The 18,413-nt window shown below is 58.3% G+C and carries 18 protein-coding genes and 2 pseudogenes; 8 read left to right on the top strand and 12 right to left on the bottom strand.

Annotated features, from left to right (window positions below):
* A pseudogene (locus tag NJF35_RS23055) lies at positions 1-110 on the top strand (IS5/IS1182 family transposase); the annotation flags it as partial.
* Here NJF35_RS23055 and NJF35_RS23050 read toward each other — a convergent pair.
* On the bottom strand, positions 81-713 hold the full coding sequence (locus tag NJF35_RS23050) for a relaxase/mobilization nuclease domain-containing protein (protein WP_253091523.1): 633 nt from the start codon (positions 711-713) through the stop codon (positions 81-83). The pseudogene NJF35_RS23055 and the gene NJF35_RS23050 overlap by 30 nt on opposite strands.
* Positions 714-741: 28 nt before the next feature.
* Positions 742-1,047, bottom strand: a complete 306-nt coding sequence (locus NJF35_RS23045) for a MobC family plasmid mobilization relaxosome protein (RefSeq protein ID WP_253091522.1) — start codon at positions 1,045-1,047, stop codon at positions 742-744.
* Between the two features lie 454 nt (positions 1,048-1,501).
* Here NJF35_RS23045 and NJF35_RS23040 point away from each other — a divergent pair, with 454 nt between their 5' ends.
* Together NJF35_RS23040 and NJF35_RS23035 are read left to right on the top strand one after the other, a co-directional pair.
* Positions 1,502-1,975: a hypothetical protein gene (locus tag NJF35_RS23040; protein ID WP_253091521.1), complete on the top strand. Its 474-nt coding sequence runs from the start codon at positions 1,502-1,504 to the stop codon at positions 1,973-1,975.
* A gap of 35 nt (positions 1,976-2,010) precedes the next feature.
* On the top strand, positions 2,011-2,616 hold the full coding sequence (locus NJF35_RS23035; RefSeq protein ID WP_253091520.1) for an antitoxin Xre/MbcA/ParS toxin-binding domain-containing protein: 606 nt from the start codon (positions 2,011-2,013) through the stop codon (positions 2,614-2,616).
* A gap of 158 nt (positions 2,617-2,774) precedes the next feature.
* Here the strand turns inward: NJF35_RS23035 and NJF35_RS23030 are convergent, their stop codons facing one another.
* The 5 genes from NJF35_RS23030 to NJF35_RS23010 all read right to left on the bottom strand — a co-directional run bounded on the left by NJF35_RS23030 (position 2,775) and on the right by NJF35_RS23010 (position 8,295).
* The gene (locus tag NJF35_RS23030; protein ID WP_253091519.1) at positions 2,775-3,713 is read right to left on the bottom strand and encodes an AraC family transcriptional regulator; all 939 of its coding nucleotides are present in this window, start codon (positions 3,711-3,713) and stop codon (positions 2,775-2,777) included.
* Between the two features lie 23 nt (positions 3,714-3,736).
* A complete protein-coding gene (locus NJF35_RS23025) occupies positions 3,737-4,570 on the bottom strand; it encodes an oxidoreductase (RefSeq protein ID WP_253091518.1) in 834 nt (277 codons plus the stop codon).
* A 1,656-nt stretch (positions 4,571-6,226) separates the two neighbouring features.
* Positions 6,227-6,997, bottom strand: a complete 771-nt coding sequence (locus tag NJF35_RS23020) for a molybdopterin-dependent oxidoreductase (RefSeq protein ID WP_253091517.1) — start codon at positions 6,995-6,997, stop codon at positions 6,227-6,229.
* Entirely contained in the window at positions 6,990-7,634 is a 645-nt protein-coding gene (locus tag NJF35_RS23015; RefSeq protein WP_262924655.1) for a cytochrome b/b6 domain-containing protein, read from the bottom strand. Before NJF35_RS23015 ends, NJF35_RS23020 begins: the two co-directional genes overlap by 8 nt.
* 49 nt (positions 7,635-7,683) lie before the next feature.
* On the bottom strand, positions 7,684-8,295 hold the full coding sequence (locus NJF35_RS23010; RefSeq protein ID WP_253091515.1) for a hypothetical protein: 612 nt from the start codon (positions 8,293-8,295) through the stop codon (positions 7,684-7,686).
* A gap of 215 nt (positions 8,296-8,510) precedes the next feature.
* Here NJF35_RS23010 and NJF35_RS23005 point away from each other — a divergent pair, with 215 nt between their 5' ends.
* Both NJF35_RS23005 and NJF35_RS23000 read left to right on the top strand, forming a co-directional pair.
* Entirely contained in the window at positions 8,511-9,206 is a 696-nt protein-coding gene (locus NJF35_RS23005) for a heavy metal response regulator transcription factor (protein ID WP_253091514.1), read from the top strand.
* Positions 9,179-10,573, top strand: a complete 1,395-nt coding sequence (locus NJF35_RS23000; RefSeq protein WP_253091513.1) for a heavy metal sensor histidine kinase — start codon at positions 9,179-9,181, stop codon at positions 10,571-10,573. Before NJF35_RS23005 ends, NJF35_RS23000 begins: the two co-directional genes overlap by 28 nt.
* A 268-nt stretch (positions 10,574-10,841) precedes the next feature.
* On the opposite strand, the pseudogene NJF35_RS22995 reads toward NJF35_RS23000, so the two are convergent.
* Positions 10,842-11,188: pseudogene (locus NJF35_RS22995) on the bottom strand (transposase); the annotation flags it as partial.
* A 285-nt stretch (positions 11,189-11,473) separates the two neighbouring features.
* Between NJF35_RS22995 and NJF35_RS22990 the strand changes: the two are divergent.
* Both NJF35_RS22990 and NJF35_RS22985 read left to right on the top strand, forming a co-directional pair.
* A complete protein-coding gene (locus tag NJF35_RS22990) occupies positions 11,474-12,112 on the top strand; it encodes a YczE/YyaS/YitT family protein (protein ID WP_253091512.1) in 639 nt (212 codons plus the stop codon).
* Positions 12,113-12,946: 834 nt separating this feature from the next.
* Positions 12,947-13,306, top strand: coding sequence for a YkgJ family cysteine cluster protein (locus tag NJF35_RS22985; RefSeq protein ID WP_253091511.1), 360 nt, complete (start codon positions 12,947-12,949; stop codon positions 13,304-13,306).
* Between the two features lie 231 nt (positions 13,307-13,537).
* Here NJF35_RS22985 and NJF35_RS22980 read toward each other — a convergent pair whose 3' ends face one another.
* The 4 genes from NJF35_RS22980 to NJF35_RS22965 all read right to left on the bottom strand — a co-directional run bounded on the left by NJF35_RS22980 (position 13,538) and on the right by NJF35_RS22965 (position 17,341).
* Entirely contained in the window at positions 13,538-14,935 is a 1,398-nt protein-coding gene (locus tag NJF35_RS22980) for an amino acid permease (RefSeq protein ID WP_253081518.1), read from the bottom strand.
* A 283-nt stretch (positions 14,936-15,218) separates the two neighbouring features.
* The gene (locus NJF35_RS22975; RefSeq protein ID WP_225790726.1) at positions 15,219-15,809 is read right to left on the bottom strand and encodes an HAD family hydrolase; all 591 of its coding nucleotides are present in this window, start codon (positions 15,807-15,809) and stop codon (positions 15,219-15,221) included.
* Positions 15,806-16,675 (bottom strand): acyl-CoA thioesterase II, encoded by an 870-nt coding sequence (gene tesB, locus NJF35_RS22970; RefSeq protein ID WP_225790725.1) that lies wholly within the window; start codon positions 16,673-16,675, stop codon positions 15,806-15,808. Before tesB ends, NJF35_RS22975 begins: the two co-directional genes overlap by 4 nt.
* Positions 16,676-16,771: 96 nt before the next feature.
* Positions 16,772-17,341: a GNAT family N-acetyltransferase gene (locus NJF35_RS22965; protein ID WP_225790724.1), complete on the bottom strand. Its 570-nt coding sequence runs from the start codon at positions 17,339-17,341 to the stop codon at positions 16,772-16,774.
* 128 nt (positions 17,342-17,469) lie between these two features.
* Here NJF35_RS22965 and NJF35_RS22960 point away from each other — a divergent pair, with 128 nt between their 5' ends.
* Positions 17,470-18,384, top strand: a complete 915-nt coding sequence (locus NJF35_RS22960) for a histone deacetylase (RefSeq protein WP_225790723.1) — start codon at positions 17,470-17,472, stop codon at positions 18,382-18,384.
* The last annotated feature ends 29 nt before the right edge of the window (positions 18,385-18,413 follow it).

Genomic DNA, 18,413 nt, shown 5'->3' with positions numbered 1-18,413 from the left:
ATCGTCGCTTGGCGACCCGTTACTGCAAGCTCGCGAAAAGCTATGCCGCCATGGTCACATTGGCCTGCTGGCGGCGATGTCTACGACAGTACTTTTCGTACAGAGCCTAGCGCTGCATCGAGCGCCTGTTGCAACAGCATCCGATCAGAAGACTGTCCAGTACGTAGAACCATATTCAGCTCATTGGAAGACGGCGATTTTCTCCGAGCGGGCTCCCCTCCCGCTCGCCCGACCGTGACTTGGTACAGGCCGTGTTTTACTTCCAATCGAGCAGCCGCAGCCTCCCACAAGCGGAAATCCATCCGAGGGTTCCAGATGCGCCCCCCAAGCTCGACGGTTGAGAAAACGATATGGACGTGCAAATGCGCTTTATCGCCGTGGACAACGTACAAAACTTGCCTCTCTCCCGGAGCCACCTCAGCCATCGCCTCTTTCGCAAGCTCAACAGCCTGCTCGGCAGTGAGTTGATCTGCCTCATGTACAGCGTTACCCGGGAAAAAACTCATAACCGAGTGAACAAAATAATCTTCTGGAGGCTTTTTTCCGACACGCTCTTGGGCGCTGAATGACCACAGCTCGGAAGCCCATTGCTTGGCGTAGCCGAGCGGAGTTTCGCCGGGCAGCATGGGTAATGCGAGGAGCGATTCGTGTCGCAAAACCCGCTCATTCGATTTGCTCTTACGAGACAGAAGATACCGGACGAGGTTGCGCAAATGCCGCCTCGAACGATGCTTGCGAACCTTAAAAATCATCCAGAAGCCCCCGCAAAGCTCGCAACTCGACCGCTACTTCACGCAGAGCCTCCTCATCTATATGCACTCCACAGTTGGCCCAGTGGGCTAACTGGTTGAGGTTATTGCCAATACGCGAGAGCTGATTGATCGACTGCGCATCCCACACTGATCTCGGGGGGATGATTTCGCGGTCTAGGGCAGAGCGGATCAGCCAATCGGCCGTGCTGAGATGAAGATTACGAGCCTTCGCGACGATGGCCTTCTTGTCGGACGGGGTGATTCGGAGGCACAGCCTCGCTGTTTTTCTATCCATGATGAGCACCTTGTTATTATTTTTATGTCAATGCTATTGACGTATTAAGTACACCTTTCTTTTTCAAGCGAAGCGCCGAAAAAGCGAGCCGCGCTGGGAGGAACGAAGTGACGTACAACGCCTTTGCTCGCAAATCCGCAGCTCGATAAAAAGTATCTCATAAAGAAAACCGAAAAAAACATGACCGAGGAAACTTGGTCGTTTTCGACGGAAATTCGGTAATTTCCCTTCATTTTCTTCGCTTTAATTAACACCACTCTCTTCGAGAGTGTTTCCCAATTTGGCCTTTTCTTTCCAAATTTGGACGCCTAACGTCCGAATTCGGCCCAGCCTTTCCGCATTTGGAATCGCATGGCCAAGCGCGGCCACCGAATTCCGTATTCGGATCACGAAAGGCCAAATTAATCGCAGGAGAACCGAAATGAGAAGGCTAGTACCACTAGTGCAACTACACATGATCAACGAGCCCAGCCTCGCCGAGCAGTTGAAATCCAATTTGCGCGAAGCTACCGGTAGCATCTCCCTGACCGAAGTCAGAAACTGCATCTCGAACCCCAGAATCCGGGATTTCTACGTGCGGGACTTCGACTCCTCGGGTCTTCCGCTGGCCGGTGTAAGCGCCCTGAGCGAAATCAGCATGCTAGCGGACGACTTGCAGAAAACCTATGCCATCAGCATCAGCGACTGGCGCGTTAGAGAGAGAACGCTGGAACTGGTCGAAGATTTCCACTTCCAAGACCCAAGCATCTCGATAGTGCAGGTCTGGTATTGCGATCCACGCGAGATTCACCTGCATGAGCTGACCTGGCTGCTGGCCCTCACAGCATCCTTTACCGATTGCGAACTGCGCCGCTGTGAACGCACCTGTGGCGCAATTAACGAGGTACTCAAACCTCACGGTTTTGCACTTGAGGATTCCTGGTTCTAAGGGCGTATCACCAGGCCACTAAATGGGAAACGCATATGAATGAACAGTTGGAATCCTATCTTAGCTCCCGCTACCCCGCGCTACTGCCGGCAGAGGGACGGGGATGCCTTTCGTTGTTCGGCTTCGAGTGCCAAGACGGCTGGTTCGCGCTTATCTACGCAGCCTGCGAACTGATCCAGACAAACTCCAATCATCGGGACTCAGAGCAAGTAGTTGCATCGCAGGTGAAAGAGAAGTTTGGGGGGCTTCGTTTCTACTACCACGGTGGTGACGACTACATCGAAGCTGTAGTTGATCTCGTAGAAAGGTTGTCGGAATCCATCTGCGAGCTATGCGGCGCCCCGGGTCTCATCCGAGAGCGCAATGGCTGGCTGAGCGCCCGCTGCGAGGCCCATGAGAGAGAATGCGCAATGCCAACACCAGAATTGGATGAGTGGATCAGGCAGGGGAATTCGATGGCGAAAGTACTAGGCTCTGCTCTCAAACTCTTCGCCTTCAACGCGACCGAAACTTCACGCTGGCTGACATCGCCAGCAATGGCAGCGGGCATGAAATCCCCACTCGAACTTCTGCTAATGCGCAATGACCATCGTGATGTATTGAACCTGATTGGGCATATCGAATACGGATTGCCTCTCTAGCGGCAACCAACGTTTACGCTCGGCAATCCGTTACCGGGAGTTCTCCCCCCCCCCTTCACTCGCCAAATTCTGCCGTTCCTCAGAAACACCAGAGAAAGCTAGCAACGATGACTTCGTTACCACCCTATTCCACTGGGACCCTGCTACGGGGCCAAACACTAATGTGAGGAGACGAAGAACGAAGGCCTGTTGGACTCAGGTAATGAGTATGTCGCTTTCATCCACGCGATCTCGGCGTGAGGGGTGCGGCCGAAGAAACGTTTGAATTCCCGGCTGAATTGCGATGGGCTTTCATAGCCGACATCGAATGCCGCTGCTGCCGCCGAAATGTCGTCACGCAACATCAGCAAACGTGCCTGGTGCAGTCGAGTCGATTTCAAGTATTGCATAGGCGACGAGTTAGTCACCGTCCTGAAGTGAAGGTGGAAATTAGGCACGCTCATACTGGCTTCCTGAGCCAGCGCTTCGACGCTCAACTGCTCTTGATAAGAGCTGTGGATCTTGCGGATGGCACGGGTGACTTTGCCGAAATGCCCCTGTTTACTGAGCGCCGCGCGCATCGAGCCGCCCTGCTCGCCAGCAATGATGCGGTAGTAAATCTCACGTACCAGCGAGGGGCCCAAGATCTGCGCATCGACTGGATGACTCATGACTTCAAGAAAGCGCAAGGTGGATTCACGCAATCGGTCGTCCATCAGCGAGGAATACATACCTCTGGGCGGTGCAGCCGTCGGGCCGAATGTTTCATCGATTTCCAGAATCAGCTCGCCCGCCAGCTTAAAATCCAGCCGCATGTATACGGCGAACATCGGTTCTTCTTCACTGGCGTCGGTTTCCATCGTGAACGGAACAGGCACCGCCACCACCAGATAATGCTGAGCGTCGTAGATGTAGACGTCGTTCCCCAGGTAACCATGCTTGCGCCCCTGACACAGGATCACGATGCCGGGCTCATAGAGCACTGGCGTGCGCGTCAACGGTCGGTTGGAGCGCAAAAACCGTATATCGTCCAGGGGGCTGAGGTTGTATCCTTCGAGCGGCGCCAACTGCGCCATCAATTCAACCATACGTCGGGTGCCGTGTGCCTCATTGCTCATATTCAATCCTTCTGCTTGAGCGTTCAGCTATCGGTAGAGCGGGTCAGGGCTTCCCACTGCTCGAGCTCTTTCAGCGACTGCTCAAGCTTGCCTCGGACCAGGCCCAGCGCATCGCTGCCAAGCAGAAGGTGGGCGGGCGGATTAGCGTTGTCGATGAGTTGCAGCATCGCTTGTGCGGCTTTTTGCGGGTCTCCCAGCTGTTTGCCACTCTTCTCTTTTCGTGCCTGGCGCACCGGATCGAAGCTAGCATCGTAGTCGGCAATGCTGCGTGGCGTACGCTGCATTGAACGGCCGGCCCAGTCGGTGCGGAACGAGCCCGGCGCAACAGCAGTCACTAAGATGTTGAACGGTGCAAGCTCCTTGCTCAATGTGTCGGAGATCCCTTCCAAGGCAAACTTGCTGCCGCAATAGTAGGCGATACCCGGCATTGTGATGGTGCCGCCCATCGACGTGATGTTGATGATGTGCCCGCCGCGACGCTGACGAAAGTACGGTAAAAACGCCTTGATCATGGCGGCCGCACCAAACACGTTGACATCGAATTGGCGGCGCATTTCTTCAAGCGGCGACTCTTCAAAAATGCCTTCATGGCCATAGCCCGCGTTGTTGACTAGGACATCTACCGGACCATGACAGCTTTCCACGTTAGCGACGACGCTGTCGATGCGTTCAAAATCGGTGACATCCAAGATTACACCGTGGGCACGTTCAGCAGACAGCGCTTCGAACGCCTGCAACGCCTCCTGGTTTCTAACCGTACCGATGACACGATGACCAGCAACCAATGCCTCACTGGCAAGGGCCTTGCCGAAGCCGCTGCTAATGCCGGTTATGAACAGTGTTTTAGAATGATTCATGAGCATCTCCTCTCGGTTGAGTGATGCCCATGGTAGTGAAGCTACTTACAGCGACGTATGCCGGAACGTCTGCAATCTTTGCCTATTCCTATCAGTCCCGTGGGTAATGCACCGCCTACGAGTTACTGCCTCCTGGCAAAACCGGCTCGCACAACCTGTCGATGATCGTCAGCAGGGTCCGGCGACAGCCATTCTCGGCCAGCCACCACCGTGCCGTGCGCGTCCGGCTAAGTCACCTTCCGCACTCCAGCATTAAGGACGATGGTGTCCGCGTCTTTTTAAGCGGGCGCGATAGCCCTTATCGCCGGGATTTCCATGCACCAACGAAGCTCTTACCCTAAACCGTTCAAGGCCCAGGTTTTTCAGGTGCCTGCAATCCGGTGCGACCGTCTCCAGCGTCGCCATCAGCCACGACATCAACGCCAACGTCATTCGCAAGTGGCTACAGCTTGACCGAGATCAACCACCAGCGGCGTTGCCGGCGTTCGTTCCAGTGAGAGCTACGCCGAAGCGACCGGCTGAAGGTGACTATCGAGTTACCGCTTGGTGAGCAATCGGTCACGGTGAAATGGCCAACCCTCGATCCTGAAGGCTGCGCCCGCGTTGTCCGTGGACTTGCCCAGTGATCCATATCGATAGCATCTAACTCGCCACCGAGCCGATGGATATGCGTGCTGGCACTGAAACAGCGTTGGCCCGCGTGATCGCGGTGTTCGGTGCGGCATCACCCGCAGAAATCCTAGACAGCGGCAAAAGAGCTATCGAGGCCCTCTGTTTCTAACCCCTTTCCTCTAAATCTGACCGATCATAAAGATCGCTCTCGACTGAAGAGGGCTTGCGACGGCGCAAATTCCGGATTTTGGGTGATCGTAGTGGCGCTCGAACAATCTCCGTTGGTATCCAGGTGAGGATTATTACGGACAGAGCCACTGCAATTGCGAATGCATTCAGCCCCCATCCGCAGTTAACTTCAGGGGGCAATTCACTTTCTTCGCCAGCAGAAGCACACACGGCCAGGTCATTAAAAGACTTCAAATAGAGCTTCCCACCCTCCTCATTTAGGCAGCTCTGTTGGATGACCTCCCCGGTAGCCAAAACGCCTCGAACGGGGAAGTTAAAGCTCGCAATATCCACGCCACTGGCTTGAGCATCTGGTACTGATGGACCTGGTCTACTGGGAGCGCTGTCCGTACGCTTGCGCCATGCCAACATTTGAAGCATTGCTTCCATACCCGGTCGACGTGACAAGTTCGTGGACGAGTCCGATAACACCTGTGCGCTTGTTGTCTCTAGCTGCTGCACATGTGACCTGGACTGAGCCTCCAAGTGGGAGCGGAAATCCGATCCATTGGTAGTAGCTTGTATTTTATTTCCTGAAGTCGGCAACACTGTTGGAACTGACGGTAGCGCAGAAACACCAATCATAAGAGCACCTCATGCCAAAGCTAATGTCATCACTCACTCCGATGCTCCTGGCGTGACTATGCACTTCCAGGACTGAACTGCGCTGCCTAAACCTGCCTGACGGGAATCAATTGTGGCTAGTAGCGCGAATGAGATGGGCAAGTGAAGGCGCATCCAAGAAATAACTGATTCGGCTGTGAGTGTTGGGAACAGGTTCCAAATCGGACGCCGCTGTTTAGGTTCTGTACCTCATCAGATCCCGCTGAACCAGTTGTATCCCTGGTCTTCCCAATACCCGCCCGGGTTGTTGTTACTCACGAAAATCTCGACAACATGCTTGGGGTTTTTAAAACCCAACTTGGTCGGCACTCGAACCCTGAGGGGATAGCCGTACTCAGGCGGCAACGCGGCTTCACCGTAATCCAGTGCCAGCAGTGTCTGTGGGTGCAAGGCCGTTGGCATGTCCAGGCTGGAGTAGTAACGGTCAGCACATTTGAAACCGACAAATTTCGCTGTGGTGTCGGCCCCGATGTGTTCCAGGAAAGTTTTAAGCGATACGCCTCCCCATTGCCCAATCGCACTCCAACCCTCCACACAGATCAGCCGGGTGATGTCGCTACGTTGCGGCAGTCTGCGTAACCGTTCGAGTGTCCATGGTGCCTTGTCCCTGACCCGGCCGGAGACGGCAAGCGAGTAACTTGCCAGGTCCACTTCAGGGATATCGTCCTGACCATAGAATGCGTTGAACGGAAATGGCGCAGTGATCTGCGCACGGGTGAAGGTCGGTGCCAGTTTCTGTCCACTGAAGAGCCACGCCTGGACCCGATCATTCCAGCGCGACATGGCCCAAAGGACCTTGTCGACCTGATCGCCGTCCTGCAGGTTGCAACCGGTCAACATCGACATCGCGCCAACGGTCAAGCCGGCACGAAGGAAATGGCGGCGCTGGATATTCTCCAGTTCAAGCTGTTGCGCAGGCTCAAGCCTGACGCGCTGCACAGTTCTTTTTTCAGTTTCAATCATGGCCGTGTTTCCCGGTATCAAGCGACCGCACACCACCTGTAATCATTGGCAGCAGGGTTTTGGGCACCAGCATTACCAACGCAAGATGAATCACAACGAATGCAGCAATCATCACCATCGCCGCAAAATGTACGTAACGAGCGACGTCATAGCCGCCCAGTAGCGCGACCAACTCTTGAAGTTGAATGGGTTTCCAGATCGCCACGCCCGAGATGACGACGAGTGCACCTGCGGCCAGCACCATCCAGTACATCAGGCGCTGCACTGCGTTGTAGACACCCTTTTCATGGACCAGCCGGAAACGCAAAGCCTCCGTCAGATCACGCTTCAATGCAGCAAGCCCCATGGGCAGCAACGCATGTCTGAAATGGCGGCTGACGATCCCATACAGCACATAAATTGAGCCGTTGATCAGCAGCAGCCACATGAATGCGAAATGCCAAGCCAGCGCCCCACCCAGCCAGCCACCCACGGTCAGCGCCACCGGAAACCTGAAGCCGAACAGTGGCGAAGCGTTGTAAATCGCCCAACCGCTCATGAACATACAGACCATGCAGACGGCGTTGAGCCAGTGGGTGAGGCGAACCGGCCACGGATGAATTTGTTTTTGTCTCACGGTTTTCCCCTTCGAAACCATCGATGGACCGGAGCGTTGTCATAGGCACTGCTCCAGGCCCGTCAGGTGATTACATCGGTGGTTGGAAGCCATCCTTGCCAACCGCAATACCGCGTGCTGTGGTTCCATCTGCAGCCGGGAACACGACGATTTTCGCACCTTTGACCAGTTCATCGGCTTTGCCTGGCTCGACGTAGGCGATAGGCACATCATCCGGTACGACGATTTGTTTCTCGCCACCCTTGTAATTGACGGTCAATGTGCGGCCGTCAGTTTTGGAGAGTTTCCCCACGGTACCGTTGGTCATGGTGCCCGTGCTGCCATCCGCGTTTTGCCAGCCGTAATGACCTTCGCCGCTGCCCTTGAGGCTGGCATCGAATACCGTCACCTCCAGCGCCTTCAATGTTCCGTTGGCCTGCGGGATGGCCGCAGAACCAATGAAACTGTCGGATTTGATCGAGTCGATATCGGCTTTCGATACCAGGTTGATACCGGTCTTGTCAGTCAGTCCGATAGTCTGCTGGGCGCCAGAGCGGACAGTGAATGTCAGTGTATTGTTGCTGAAGCTATCCACCGTACCGCGCAGTGGTTTGATGACCGGCATGTCGGCTGCGGTGGCAACGACGGCAGCACTGAGCATCAACAAACCGAACGTGGTAGACAGGGCTTGTTTGAGTGGCATGGCGACAATTCCTCATGGGTTGATGTGCCGCCATCCTCGACCGCAGATCGGGACGCCACGATGACCGCCGAATGACATTTTTGTCATTCGCCAGCCCTGCCATTAAATGACAGAAATGTAACCGACTGCGCCCGCTCATCTCGTTACACTCCAAGGCCGAGATACCGATATCGCGGGCTGAATCCTGTCATGAAGAGACCCGAGCGCGCCTCACGATGCATATCCTGCTGATCGAAGACGACACCAAAACAGGTGAGTACCTCAAAAAGGGCCTCGGCGAGTCCGGTTACAACGTCGACTGGACCGAGCATGGTGCCGACGGCCTGCACATGGCCTTGCATACAACCTACGACCTGATCGTGCTGGACGTGATGTTGCCCGGGATCGACGGGTTTCAGATCATTGAGCTTTTGCGCGCCAGACAAGACGTTCCCGTGCTGTTCCTCACTGCGCGCGACCAGTTGCAGGACCGTATTCGCGGTCTGGAACTGGGCGCCGATGATTATCTGGTCAAACCTTTTTCGTTTACCGAACTGCTGTTACGCATCCGAACTATTTTGCGTCGCGGTGTCGTGCGCGAAGCCGACCATTTCCACCTCGCCGACCTCGAACTGGACCTAGTACGACGCCGTGTTACACGCCAGCAGCAGGTGATTATGCTGACCAACAAAGAGTTCGCCCTTCTGCATCTGTTTCTGCGGCGGGCAGGCGATGTGCTGTCCAGGACGCAGATCGCCTCGGAAGTCTGGGACATGAATTTCGACAGCGATACCAACGTGGTGGACGTTGCGGTCAAGCGCCTGCGCAACAAGGTCGACCAGCCCTATCCGGTCAAGCTGATCCATACCATTCGCGGTATCGGCTATGTCTGCGAGGTGAGGACATGCGGTCCCGACGCCAACCTTCTCTGACCCTGCGATCAACCGTGGCGTTTTCCATGGTAGCGATGCTGGCCGTGGCCGGTGCGGGCTTTTATCTGTATCAGACGATGAAAGCGTCGGTATTGGTGTATAGCGATCATGCTGTCATGGGCCGTCTGGAGCATTTTCGCAAGCTGCTGCACTACGAACTCGCCATCGAAAAGCTGCGCGACGGCCCGCAGATTTTCAAGAACATGCTCGACAGCGAAGACGACATCTTCATCATTGAAGAGCCGGGGCAGCCACCGGTAATTCAGGTCAACCCACTCAACGTCACGCTGCCTGAACTGCCGGTGATCGGTCAGGATACAAAGCTTAGCGTCAGTGACCTGCGCAGCGGCGTAACCGACTCGGGAATAATGCTGCGCGCCGCCACCGTCGTCACTACATCGGGGGGGCGTGAAGTGCACCTGACCGCCGCGCACCTAATGGGCAAGGAAATGGCGATGCTCGCGGCGTATCGCGAGCGTATCTACCTGGCAGTTGCCCTTGCCTTCCTGGTTACCGCGTTGCTGGGTTACCTGGTACTGCATCGAGGGCTGCGCCCGTTGCGCAAGATGGCCGCCCATGCGGCAGCGATAACACCTGAGCGTCTGCACAGCCGCATGGACAGCGCCGATACGCCGGTTGAACTGCAACAGCTGAGTGACGCCTATAACGCGATGCTCGATCGCCTTGCCCAGGGTTATCAGCGATTGACGCAGTTTTCCGCCGACCTTGCCCATGAAATCCGCACGCCGGTGGGGTCGCTGATGGGGCATTGCCAGGTCGCCCTTCGCCAGCGCCGCAGCGAGGACGACTACCAGGCACTGATCGCTTCGAACCTTGAAGAACTGGAACGGATATCGCGCATCGTCGAAAGCATTCTGTTCCTTGCCCGCGCTGATGAAGCGCAAGCCGTGGTGGCGCGCCAGAAACTATCACTGCATAACGAATCACAGCGCATTGCCGACTATTTTGAAGGCTTGGCTGAAGAGCGACAAATGACCTTTCAGATAACAGGCAATGGCAGCGTCCTCGCTGACCCCTTGCTGCTGCGCAGAGCCTTGAGCAACCTGGTAGCGAACGCGATTCGTTACGCCGACGAGGGCACCGAGATTCTGATGCGGGTAACACAAACCCACCGCGGTGCGCGGATTGAGGTCGAGAACCAAGGGCCGGTGCTGAGCGACGAAACCCTGAGCAAACTCTTCGATCGCTTTTACCGCGGCGATGCGTCACGCCACCAACACTCCGACTCCTACGGTCTTGGCCTCGCCATTGTCGTGGCAATCATGCAACTGCATGGGGGCCAGGTGGATGTCGAACAGCCGAGACCCGGGATCATACGTTTTTCGCTGTCGTTTCCTGGGGCTTGAACACCATCGACGGGCAATGCTTGTCGCTCGCTTCCCGCACCCAAAGTCATGCGCGCAGATCAACTATTCCAGGACTTATCCACGCCCTGGATGCTCGACCGGAGCATACTTTTCTTCGCCATCCACGGGTACCCAATCCCTCAACGGTGTAAGAAAGTGCAGTTCAAAACGCCGTCGTCCATCAGTTCCACACCGTTGACATATTTCACATCATCTGATGTAAGGAACAGCGTCGACGAGACGATTTTTTGGGCTGGGCCTGTACCCCAGCCAACTCATTCTTCTCCAGCAGTCGACGGAAATTGAGGATGCTCTTTTCGTCCGGTATACGCTCTAGGCTCAAGCCTGCGAATAGGTGCAGGATGGTTTCATACAGCGCCTCCTCCATTGCTGAATCGCTGTGGCCGAACCAGTTCTGCATCAGATACGCACGTAAGCATGGCCATCAACGGATAGGCCGGTCGACCGCCTTCACCTTTGGTGATAGTGCGGCTCGACCAGCGCTACCAACCCTTTCCAAGGTACGACCTGATCCATCTCAATCAGGAACAGCTCCTTCTGGGTTTGCTTGCGTTTGCTGGCGTATTCGGCGTCGGCGTAAGTCATCTGCTCCATTGGGCAACTCAAGCAACGGGATCGGCCTATTTCCCCAGAAACGTCCAAAAGCGGACGATCCCACAGGGGCCGAGCAGACCGCCCTTGCGCTGGAAAGCATCTATGAAACTAGGGACGGTGCACCAGATAGTGGACTTGTCCACGGCGGTTTTGTCAGTCTATGTTGTTCTATAGCCAGGGCCTTATTCGATGGAGCATTGGCCTTGTGTCAGACTATTATTTTGCCGGGGCAGACACCTAAAGCCTCGTCTTTCCTAGGTTTCTCAAAGAGGCTTATGTCAATCTATGTCGTTGCCAACTATCGCCCAGCTCGGGCCGATCGAGCAGTTGCATGCAGGCAGGTTGCCGCGCCGGCTCGTGCAACTGTTTGTCGGACTGGCTTTCTTCGGCATATCCACGGCGCTGATGATCCGCGGCAATCTCGGTTTGGCGCCTTGGGATGCACTACATATTGGCCTGGCCAAGCTGCTGCCGTTCAGCTTGGGCTGGATCATAGTCGGGGTTTCCTTTCTGGTACTGCTGCTATGGATTCCGCTACGCGAAATGCCCGGCCTCGGTACCATATCCAACTCCGTGATCATCGGTTTGTCGGCGAATTTCGCTCTGCCATTGCTGACGGCGCCGGATACCTTCACCGGGCGCTTGTTGTTCACCCTCGGCGGCGTGCTGTTGTGCGGGTTCGGCTCCGCGCTGTACATCGGCGCGCAGTTCGGTCGTGGTCCGCGGGACGGTCTAATGACAGGGCTACACCGCGTTACCGGCTACTCGCTGCGCAGTGTGCGTACCGTACTCGAGCTGAGCGTACTGCTGATCGGTTTTCTGCTCGCCGGTCCGTCTGTCTTGGGCATCGGCACCATTTTGTTCGCGCTGAGCATCGGGCCGCTGACGCAACTGATGCTGCCCTGGGTTCTAGTCAGACTCTAGTCAGCGCATCCTTTTCGCACAGCGTCAGCATACACACGCCGTAGGCGGTGACTGCCGCGTGCGCCGACGTTTATTTCTCAATTCGAAGAAATGCCAGCTAGGCTTTAGATGTTTCGACGGCACAAAATCAGGAACGCGAGGAACGGGCACCGGTAAGCTGTTGATGGCGGAATGCGGGCGACTTGCCCGTGAGACTGGATGCAGATGGGTACGGATTCCGGCACTGGCTAAAAATGTTCAAGTGCACAGCCTCTATGAGCACCTGAGCTTCTCCTGATACTTGGCCACGCTCGAAAAAACAAGTCAGCACGCACCAACGATGACTAATGCTTCCGAAACTTTGGGGCCGCCACCGATTTCAGAGAGCAGCCCAGTCGGCAGCGTCTCGGTCATGATGCATACCACCCTGTCATCGCGAGCGCCCATAGCCTTCCACAAGGTTGCATGGTAGCTCTCGGGACGACAGGAGCTTATGCAGACGACTCCAGCGCTCACATCAACCGTCATTGCGTTTTCCGACGATTTTTCGGTTTGAAATCGAGCCACAGGGGTCTGGCAGGGGTATTAAATCTGTGTCGGCTTACACAGAGACCCACACATGCCCCCCAAGAAGTACCTGATCAGTCACGCCTCGCTGCAGCACTGCTTTGACAAGAGCCGCTCTGGCCTCGAGAAGCTGCACGAAAGCGACCCCAGCTTCCCTCGCCCTATCCAATTTGGCCCGAGCAAACAGGCTGGCGTTTACTTCGTCGTTGCGGAGGTGGAAGCCTGACTGGAAAGCAAGATCAACGAGCGTGATGAAGTCACTTGGGCTCTCTCTGAGAGAGATGAGCAATGACCACACACGAACAGATACCGTCGTTCTGGGCAGAAATGCCCGAGGCAGCACGTGCCTCATATCTGGATCCAAGCAGCGTGCCAAAGCCACTGCCGAGCGGGTTGGCCAGGGTTATGCCCTGGCGTGGAGAGCTTCTGTCTGCTGTTCTTCAAGAATACGTGCTGGATGCAGCAGGCTGTGGAGGGTCGGGGGATGGGGCTTGCCGGCATTACAGTGATGCCGACAAGCACTGCCTGATCTATGAGACCCGGCCGGATATCTGCCGGGTGCACTACGCACAGCAGTTCAGCTGGGAGGCGTTTGTAGAGGTGAATGTGGAGATTTGCAAGCTGCTGCAACGTCAGGAGCAGGAGTGAGCTAAGCCACCAAATTCACAAGAGCACTGCGCCCCTCCCTGTGAGAACGACTGATTTCTGAGCACCGGCATTGCCCTCAATTGGGTTGACATGAGCTTCCTCGATTTCGCCGCCATGCGGCGACAGCAGGAAGGTGTAGCAGGGTGAGGCCTGGGGCTGCTGCGCAGCCCCAAATGGCCGACCGGCAATACCTGTTTCCAGATGCCCTTTTGCACTACATCCAATACCCGCTTACCCCATCGAACGCACGCCCACGGCCGTCCGTCCATGCCCCCGGGAGGTGACGATCCCGAGGAAGGAAATCACGATCGCCAGGCTCAGGGTAGCGCTCACCTCCGCCCGGTGCTCCTCGGTGTACATCATCACGCCCAAGGCACAGGAGATGAAGATGATCACCGCCCAGGTCAGCCAGGGGAACAGCCACATGCGGAACTTCAGTTCGGCATTCTCCCGCTCCAGGCGGGCACGCATACGCAACTGGGAAATGGCGATGACCAGGTACACCAGCAAGGCGATGGCGCCGGAGCTGGCGAGCAGGAACTCGAACACGCCCTTGGGCGCGAAGTAGTTGAGGATGGCGATGGCCGCACCGATCAGCGTGCTGCCGAACACGGCCGCGCGCGGCACACCGACCTTGGAGGTCTTGTTGAGGAAGGCCGGGGCGTCGCCGCGCTTGGCCAGGGAATACATCATCCGCGAGGCGATGTAGATCGACGAGTTCATGCAACTGGTGACGGCGATCAGCACGACCAGGTCGACCATGAACGCGGCGTTGGGGATGTTCATGATTTCCAGGGCACGCTGGTAGGAACCCACCACCGCCAGTTGCGGGTCGTTCCACGGCACCACGGAAATGATCACGAAGATCGACAGGATGTAGAAGGTGCTGATGCGCCAGATCACCGAACGGGTGGCCTTGGCGATGTTGCGCGCCGGGTCGCTGGATTCGGCGGCGGCGATGGTCACCGCCTCGGTGCCGATGAAGCTGAACATCACCGTGATGAAGGCTGCGATCACTGCAGCCGCGCCTTTGGGCGCGAAGCCCCCATGTTGCGCCATCAGGCTGCCCAGGCCACTGACCTCGCGGTCGGGCAACCAGCCCAGCAGAGCCGCGAAGCCCAGACCGATGAAGCCCAGGATCGCCGTGACCTTGAGGATCGCGAACCAGAACTCGAACTCACCGTACTTGGCCACGCTGAACAGGTTGGTGGCAGCCAGCAGCACGACCGAGAGCAAGGCGAAGATCCAGCTGTCGACCTGGGGGAACCAGGCGTTGAGCACATGCCCGGCAGCCAGCGCTTCAATGGGGATCACCAAGACCCAGAACCACCAGTACAGCCAACCGATGGTGTAGCCGGCCCAGCGGCCGATGGCCTGGTCGGCATAGGTGGAGAACGACCCGGTGTCGGGATGGGCGACGGCCATCTCGCCAAGCATGCGCATGACCAGCACCACCAGGGTCCCGGCCACGAAGTAAGAGATTATGGTGGCTGGCCCGGCCGCCGCGATGGCGTGCCCGGAGCCGACGAAAAGTCCGGCGCCGATGATGCCCGCGATGGACAGCATCGTTACATGACGTGGTTTGAACCCTTGCGCAAGGTTACTACCATCGGATCCCACGGTGTTCATTGATCTTGTTCTCTTTTTGCTGACACAAGGAAAGGACGGGCAGGCGTAAGCGAAGAAAACTCCTTTGGAAACAATGGGTAGGTACGTCGCTCACGCTCTATTGTGATCGTTCTACAGGTTTCACCGAGCGACGCGCCAGCTGGATTCGGGGGTTCATTTAAGCCCTGCGAGCCTGGGGGAAATTATTCGAGAACGTCTTGCAGGTGTTCGATCACGACAGGCCATGTCCAGGCACGCCAGAAGTCGTGCTTGGCTTGTCTGCAAGCGCCATGCAGGCCAGCGCTCAGCCCAACAACGCCCGCAATGCCCAGCAGTCCGCCGCATGCCAGTCGGCCAGCTCCGGCCAGGGGTTGTCCGGCAGATTGACCAACACCGTATGCGCCCCCGCCGCTCTCCCGCAATCCAGGTCGAAACGGTAGTCACCGACCATCACCAGCTCGCCCGGCGCCACGCCCCAGGCCCGGGCGATCTTCAGCAGCCCATCGGGGCTGGGCTTGGGCGCGGCCTCGTCGCGGCCGAGGATGTGCTCCACCGGGAAGCAGTCGGCCAGGCCGATGGCCTCCAGGGTGACATGGGCCAACTCGCGGGCATTGCGGGTGAGGATACCCAGGCGGCAACCCCGCCCGGCCAGCTCGCGCACCAGCTCCACGGCGCCGTTGGCTGGTTTGGAGGCAATCGCCAGGTCGCGCTCGTGCTCCAGCAGCCAGGCATGCTTGGCCGCCGCCTCCTCGGCCGGCAACGCCGCCAGGTGGGTGAGGATGTCGTGCTCCTGCGGGATGCTCAGCGCCTGGCGAATGGCGGCGAAATCATGCACCGCCACGGTGAGGGTGCCGTCCATGTCGAACACCCAGTTGCGCATGCGGCGAAGGCTCATGCCCAGTCCTGGCGATGGCGGATCAAACCTTCCTGGCACGACGAGGCCACCAACTGGCCGGCGCGGTTGAAGATACTGCCACGCGCGAAACCACGGGCATTGCCGGCCCAGGGGCTGTCGGTGGCGTAGAGCAGCCAGTCGTCGGCACGCAGGTTGTGGTGGAACCACAGGGCATGGTCGAGGCTGGCGATCTGCATGTCCTTGCGCCATACCGACTTGCCGTGGGGCAGCAGCGAGGTGGTCAGCAGGCCGAAGTCCGAGGCATAGGCGAGCATGTACTTGTGCAGGGCAGGCAGGTCCGGCAGGTTGCCATCGGCGCGGAACCAGGCGTACTTGATCGGATCGCCCGGCTTGGGGTCGAACGGGTCGCGCTCGGTGACCGGCCGGATCTCGATCGGCTTGGCGCACAGCACCTTGTCACGGATACGCTCGGGCAGCTTGTCGGCCATGGCGCGGGCCAGTTCGACTTCGCTGGGCAGGTTCTCCGGGCCGACCACATCGGGCATCTGCACCTGGTGCTCGAAGCCGCCCTCGTCGTACTGGAACGAGGCGCTGCAGGTGAAGATGGTCTGGCCCTTCTGGATCGCCGTCACCCGCCGGGTGCTGAAGCTGCCGCCGTCGCGCACGCGGTCGACCGAGTAGACCACCGGCATGCTGGCGTCACCCGGACGCAGGAAATAGCCGTGCAGCGAATGCACGTGACGAGCCTCCTCGACCGTCTGGCTGGCCGCCGACAACGACTGGCCGAGCACCTGCCCACCGTACAGCTGGCGGAAGCCCAGGTCCTGGCTGCGTCCGCGGAACAGGTTCTCCTCGATGGGCTCGAGGCTCAACAGGTCGACCAGGTCGTCCAATACGTGGCTCATGGGGGGATTCTCCTAGCAAGGCATCACGGCGCTACAACGCTGTTATGGGGGCAAATGATACAGGGTTTGTCATCCGCTCCGCGCATGACCTGTCATTCAGCCATGCAGGGTCCGCTCCCAATGCGCCCGGTCGATGCGATACAGCACATGGCGCCGCAGGGGATGGCCAGCCGGCAGGCGGGGATGTTCGAAACTGCCCTGCGGGTCCTGGAGCATGCCGATGGCTTGCATGACCTTCTGCGAAGGCAGGTTACCCTCGGTAGTGAACGACACCACTTCCTCCAGGCGCAACTGGGCGAAAGCACAACGCAGGCAAGTCCACGCCGCCTCGCTGGCGAAGCCCAGGCCCCAGTGCCGTCGCGCCAGGCGCCAACTGATCTCCACCGCAGGGGTGAAGGGGGCGTCGAAGTCGACGTTGAGCAGGCCGGTCATGCCGATGAACGCGCCACTGTCCTTGCGCTCCAGGGCCCACAGGCCAAAGCCGTATTCGCTGAAATGACCGCGGATCCGCCCGATCAACGCGGCCGTCTCCAGGCGTGTCATCGGTGCCGGGAAGTAGCGCATCACCTGCGGGTCGGCGCACAGCGCGGCGAACTCGCGCAGGTCGTCGTCCTGCCATTGGCGCAGCACCAGCCGTGCACTTTCCAGTTGGAGGATAGAAGTCATCGAGAAGGCTCCGTGAATCGCGGGTTCACACTCTACAGCGTAGGCTGCCAGGCCCATTGCAGGGGGCAAGCGACAGGCCGGCCTCGAACTGGCAAGATCAGCGCTGGCCCCACACCACCGAAACCACCATGCCGTTGCCGCTGATCTACCACGACGACTACAGCCCGGCCTTTCCCGCCGAGCACCGCTTTCCCATGGACAAGTTCCGCCTGTTGCGCGATCACCTGGTCGATAGCGGCCTGGCCACCGACCAGGCCCTGCTGCGACCGGACATCTGCCCCAACGACATCCTCGCCCTGGCCCACGACCGCAGCTACATCGAGCGCTACCTGAGCGGCGAGCTGTCCCGCGAGGACCAACGCCGCCTCGGCCTGCCCTGGAGCGAGGCCCTGGCCCGGCGCACGGTGCGCGCAGTGGGCGGCTCGCTGCTCAGCGCCGAGTTGGCTCTGCAGCATGGCATCGCCTGCCACTTGGCCGGCGGCACCCACCATGCCCATCACGACCACCCCGCCGGCTTCTGCATCTTCAACGACCTGGCGGTAATCAGCCGCTACATGCTGGAGGCCGGCCGGGTGCACCGGGTCCTGATCTTCGATTGCGACGTGCACCAGGGCGATGGCACCGCGCGCATCCTCCACGACACCCCGGAGGCGATCACCGTGTCCCTGCACTGCGAGCAGAACTTCCCGGCACGCAAGGCCCAGAGCGACTGGGACATCCCGCTGCCGCGCGGCATGGGCGACGCGGCCTACCTGAAGGTGGTCGAGGATGCGCTGAACTACCTGCTGCCGCTGTACCAGCCAGACCTGGTGCTGTACGACGCCGGCGTCGACGTGCACAAGGACGATGCCCTGGGCTACCTGCAACTGACCGACGCCGGCCTGGCCGCCCGCGACGAACAGGTGCTGCGCCAGTGCCTGGGACGCGACATTCCCGTGGTCGGCGTGATCGGTGGCGGCTACAGCAAGGATCGCGAGGCCCTGGCCAAGCGCCACGGCATTCTCCATCACAGCGCCGCACGCGTACTGGGTTGTTCACAATGACTGTGGAACCGCCTGTGGATAACCTGCGG

It is taken from the genome of Pseudomonas guariconensis (assembly GCF_024127895.1).
Lineage (GTDB): Bacteria > Pseudomonadota > Gammaproteobacteria > Pseudomonadales > Pseudomonadaceae > Aquipseudomonas > Aquipseudomonas guariconensis_B.
Note: the sequence above shows the minus strand (reverse complement) of the source record. Positions and strands in the feature narration are given on the sequence as shown.

What these genes read in the sequence shown, in the direction of transcription:
- NJF35_RS23045 (WP_253091522.1), bottom strand. Translation starts at nt 1,047, where the DNA reads ATGGATAGAAAAACAGCGAGGCTGTGCCTCCGAATCACCCCGTCCGAC.
- NJF35_RS23040 (WP_253091521.1), top strand. Translation starts at nt 1,502, where the DNA reads ATGATCAACGAGCCCAGCCTCGCCGAGCAGTTGAAATCCAATTTGCGC.
- NJF35_RS23035 (WP_253091520.1), top strand. Translation starts at nt 2,011, where the DNA reads ATGAATGAACAGTTGGAATCCTATCTTAGCTCCCGCTACCCCGCGCTA.
- NJF35_RS23030 (WP_253091519.1), bottom strand. Translation starts at nt 3,713, where the DNA reads ATGAGCAATGAGGCACACGGCACCCGACGTATGGTTGAATTGATGGCG.
- NJF35_RS23025 (WP_253091518.1), bottom strand. Translation starts at nt 4,570, where the DNA reads ATGAATCATTCTAAAACACTGTTCATAACCGGCATTAGCAGCGGCTTC.
- NJF35_RS23020 (WP_253091517.1), bottom strand. Translation starts at nt 6,997, where the DNA reads ATGATTGAAACTGAAAAAAGAACTGTGCAGCGCGTCAGGCTTGAGCCT.
- NJF35_RS23015 (WP_262924655.1), bottom strand. Translation starts at nt 7,634, where the DNA reads ATGGTTTCGAAGGGGAAAACCGTGAGACAAAAACAAATTCATCCGTGG.
- NJF35_RS23010 (WP_253091515.1), bottom strand. Translation starts at nt 8,295, where the DNA reads ATGCCACTCAAACAAGCCCTGTCTACCACGTTCGGTTTGTTGATGCTC.
- NJF35_RS23005 (WP_253091514.1), top strand. Translation starts at nt 8,511, where the DNA reads ATGCATATCCTGCTGATCGAAGACGACACCAAAACAGGTGAGTACCTC.
- NJF35_RS23000 (WP_253091513.1), top strand. Translation starts at nt 9,179, where the DNA reads ATGCGGTCCCGACGCCAACCTTCTCTGACCCTGCGATCAACCGTGGCG.
- NJF35_RS22990 (WP_253091512.1), top strand. Translation starts at nt 11,474, where the DNA reads ATGTCGTTGCCAACTATCGCCCAGCTCGGGCCGATCGAGCAGTTGCAT.
- NJF35_RS22985 (WP_253091511.1), top strand. Translation starts at nt 12,947, where the DNA reads ATGACCACACACGAACAGATACCGTCGTTCTGGGCAGAAATGCCCGAG.
- NJF35_RS22980 (WP_253081518.1), bottom strand. Translation starts at nt 14,935, where the DNA reads ATGAACACCGTGGGATCCGATGGTAGTAACCTTGCGCAAGGGTTCAAA.
- NJF35_RS22975 (WP_225790726.1), bottom strand. Translation starts at nt 15,809, where the DNA reads ATGAGCCTTCGCCGCATGCGCAACTGGGTGTTCGACATGGACGGCACC.
- tesB (WP_225790725.1), bottom strand. Translation starts at nt 16,675, where the DNA reads ATGAGCCACGTATTGGACGACCTGGTCGACCTGTTGAGCCTCGAGCCC.
- NJF35_RS22965 (WP_225790724.1), bottom strand. Translation starts at nt 17,341, where the DNA reads ATGACTTCTATCCTCCAACTGGAAAGTGCACGGCTGGTGCTGCGCCAA.
- NJF35_RS22960 (WP_225790723.1), top strand. Translation starts at nt 17,470, where the DNA reads ATGCCGTTGCCGCTGATCTACCACGACGACTACAGCCCGGCCTTTCCC.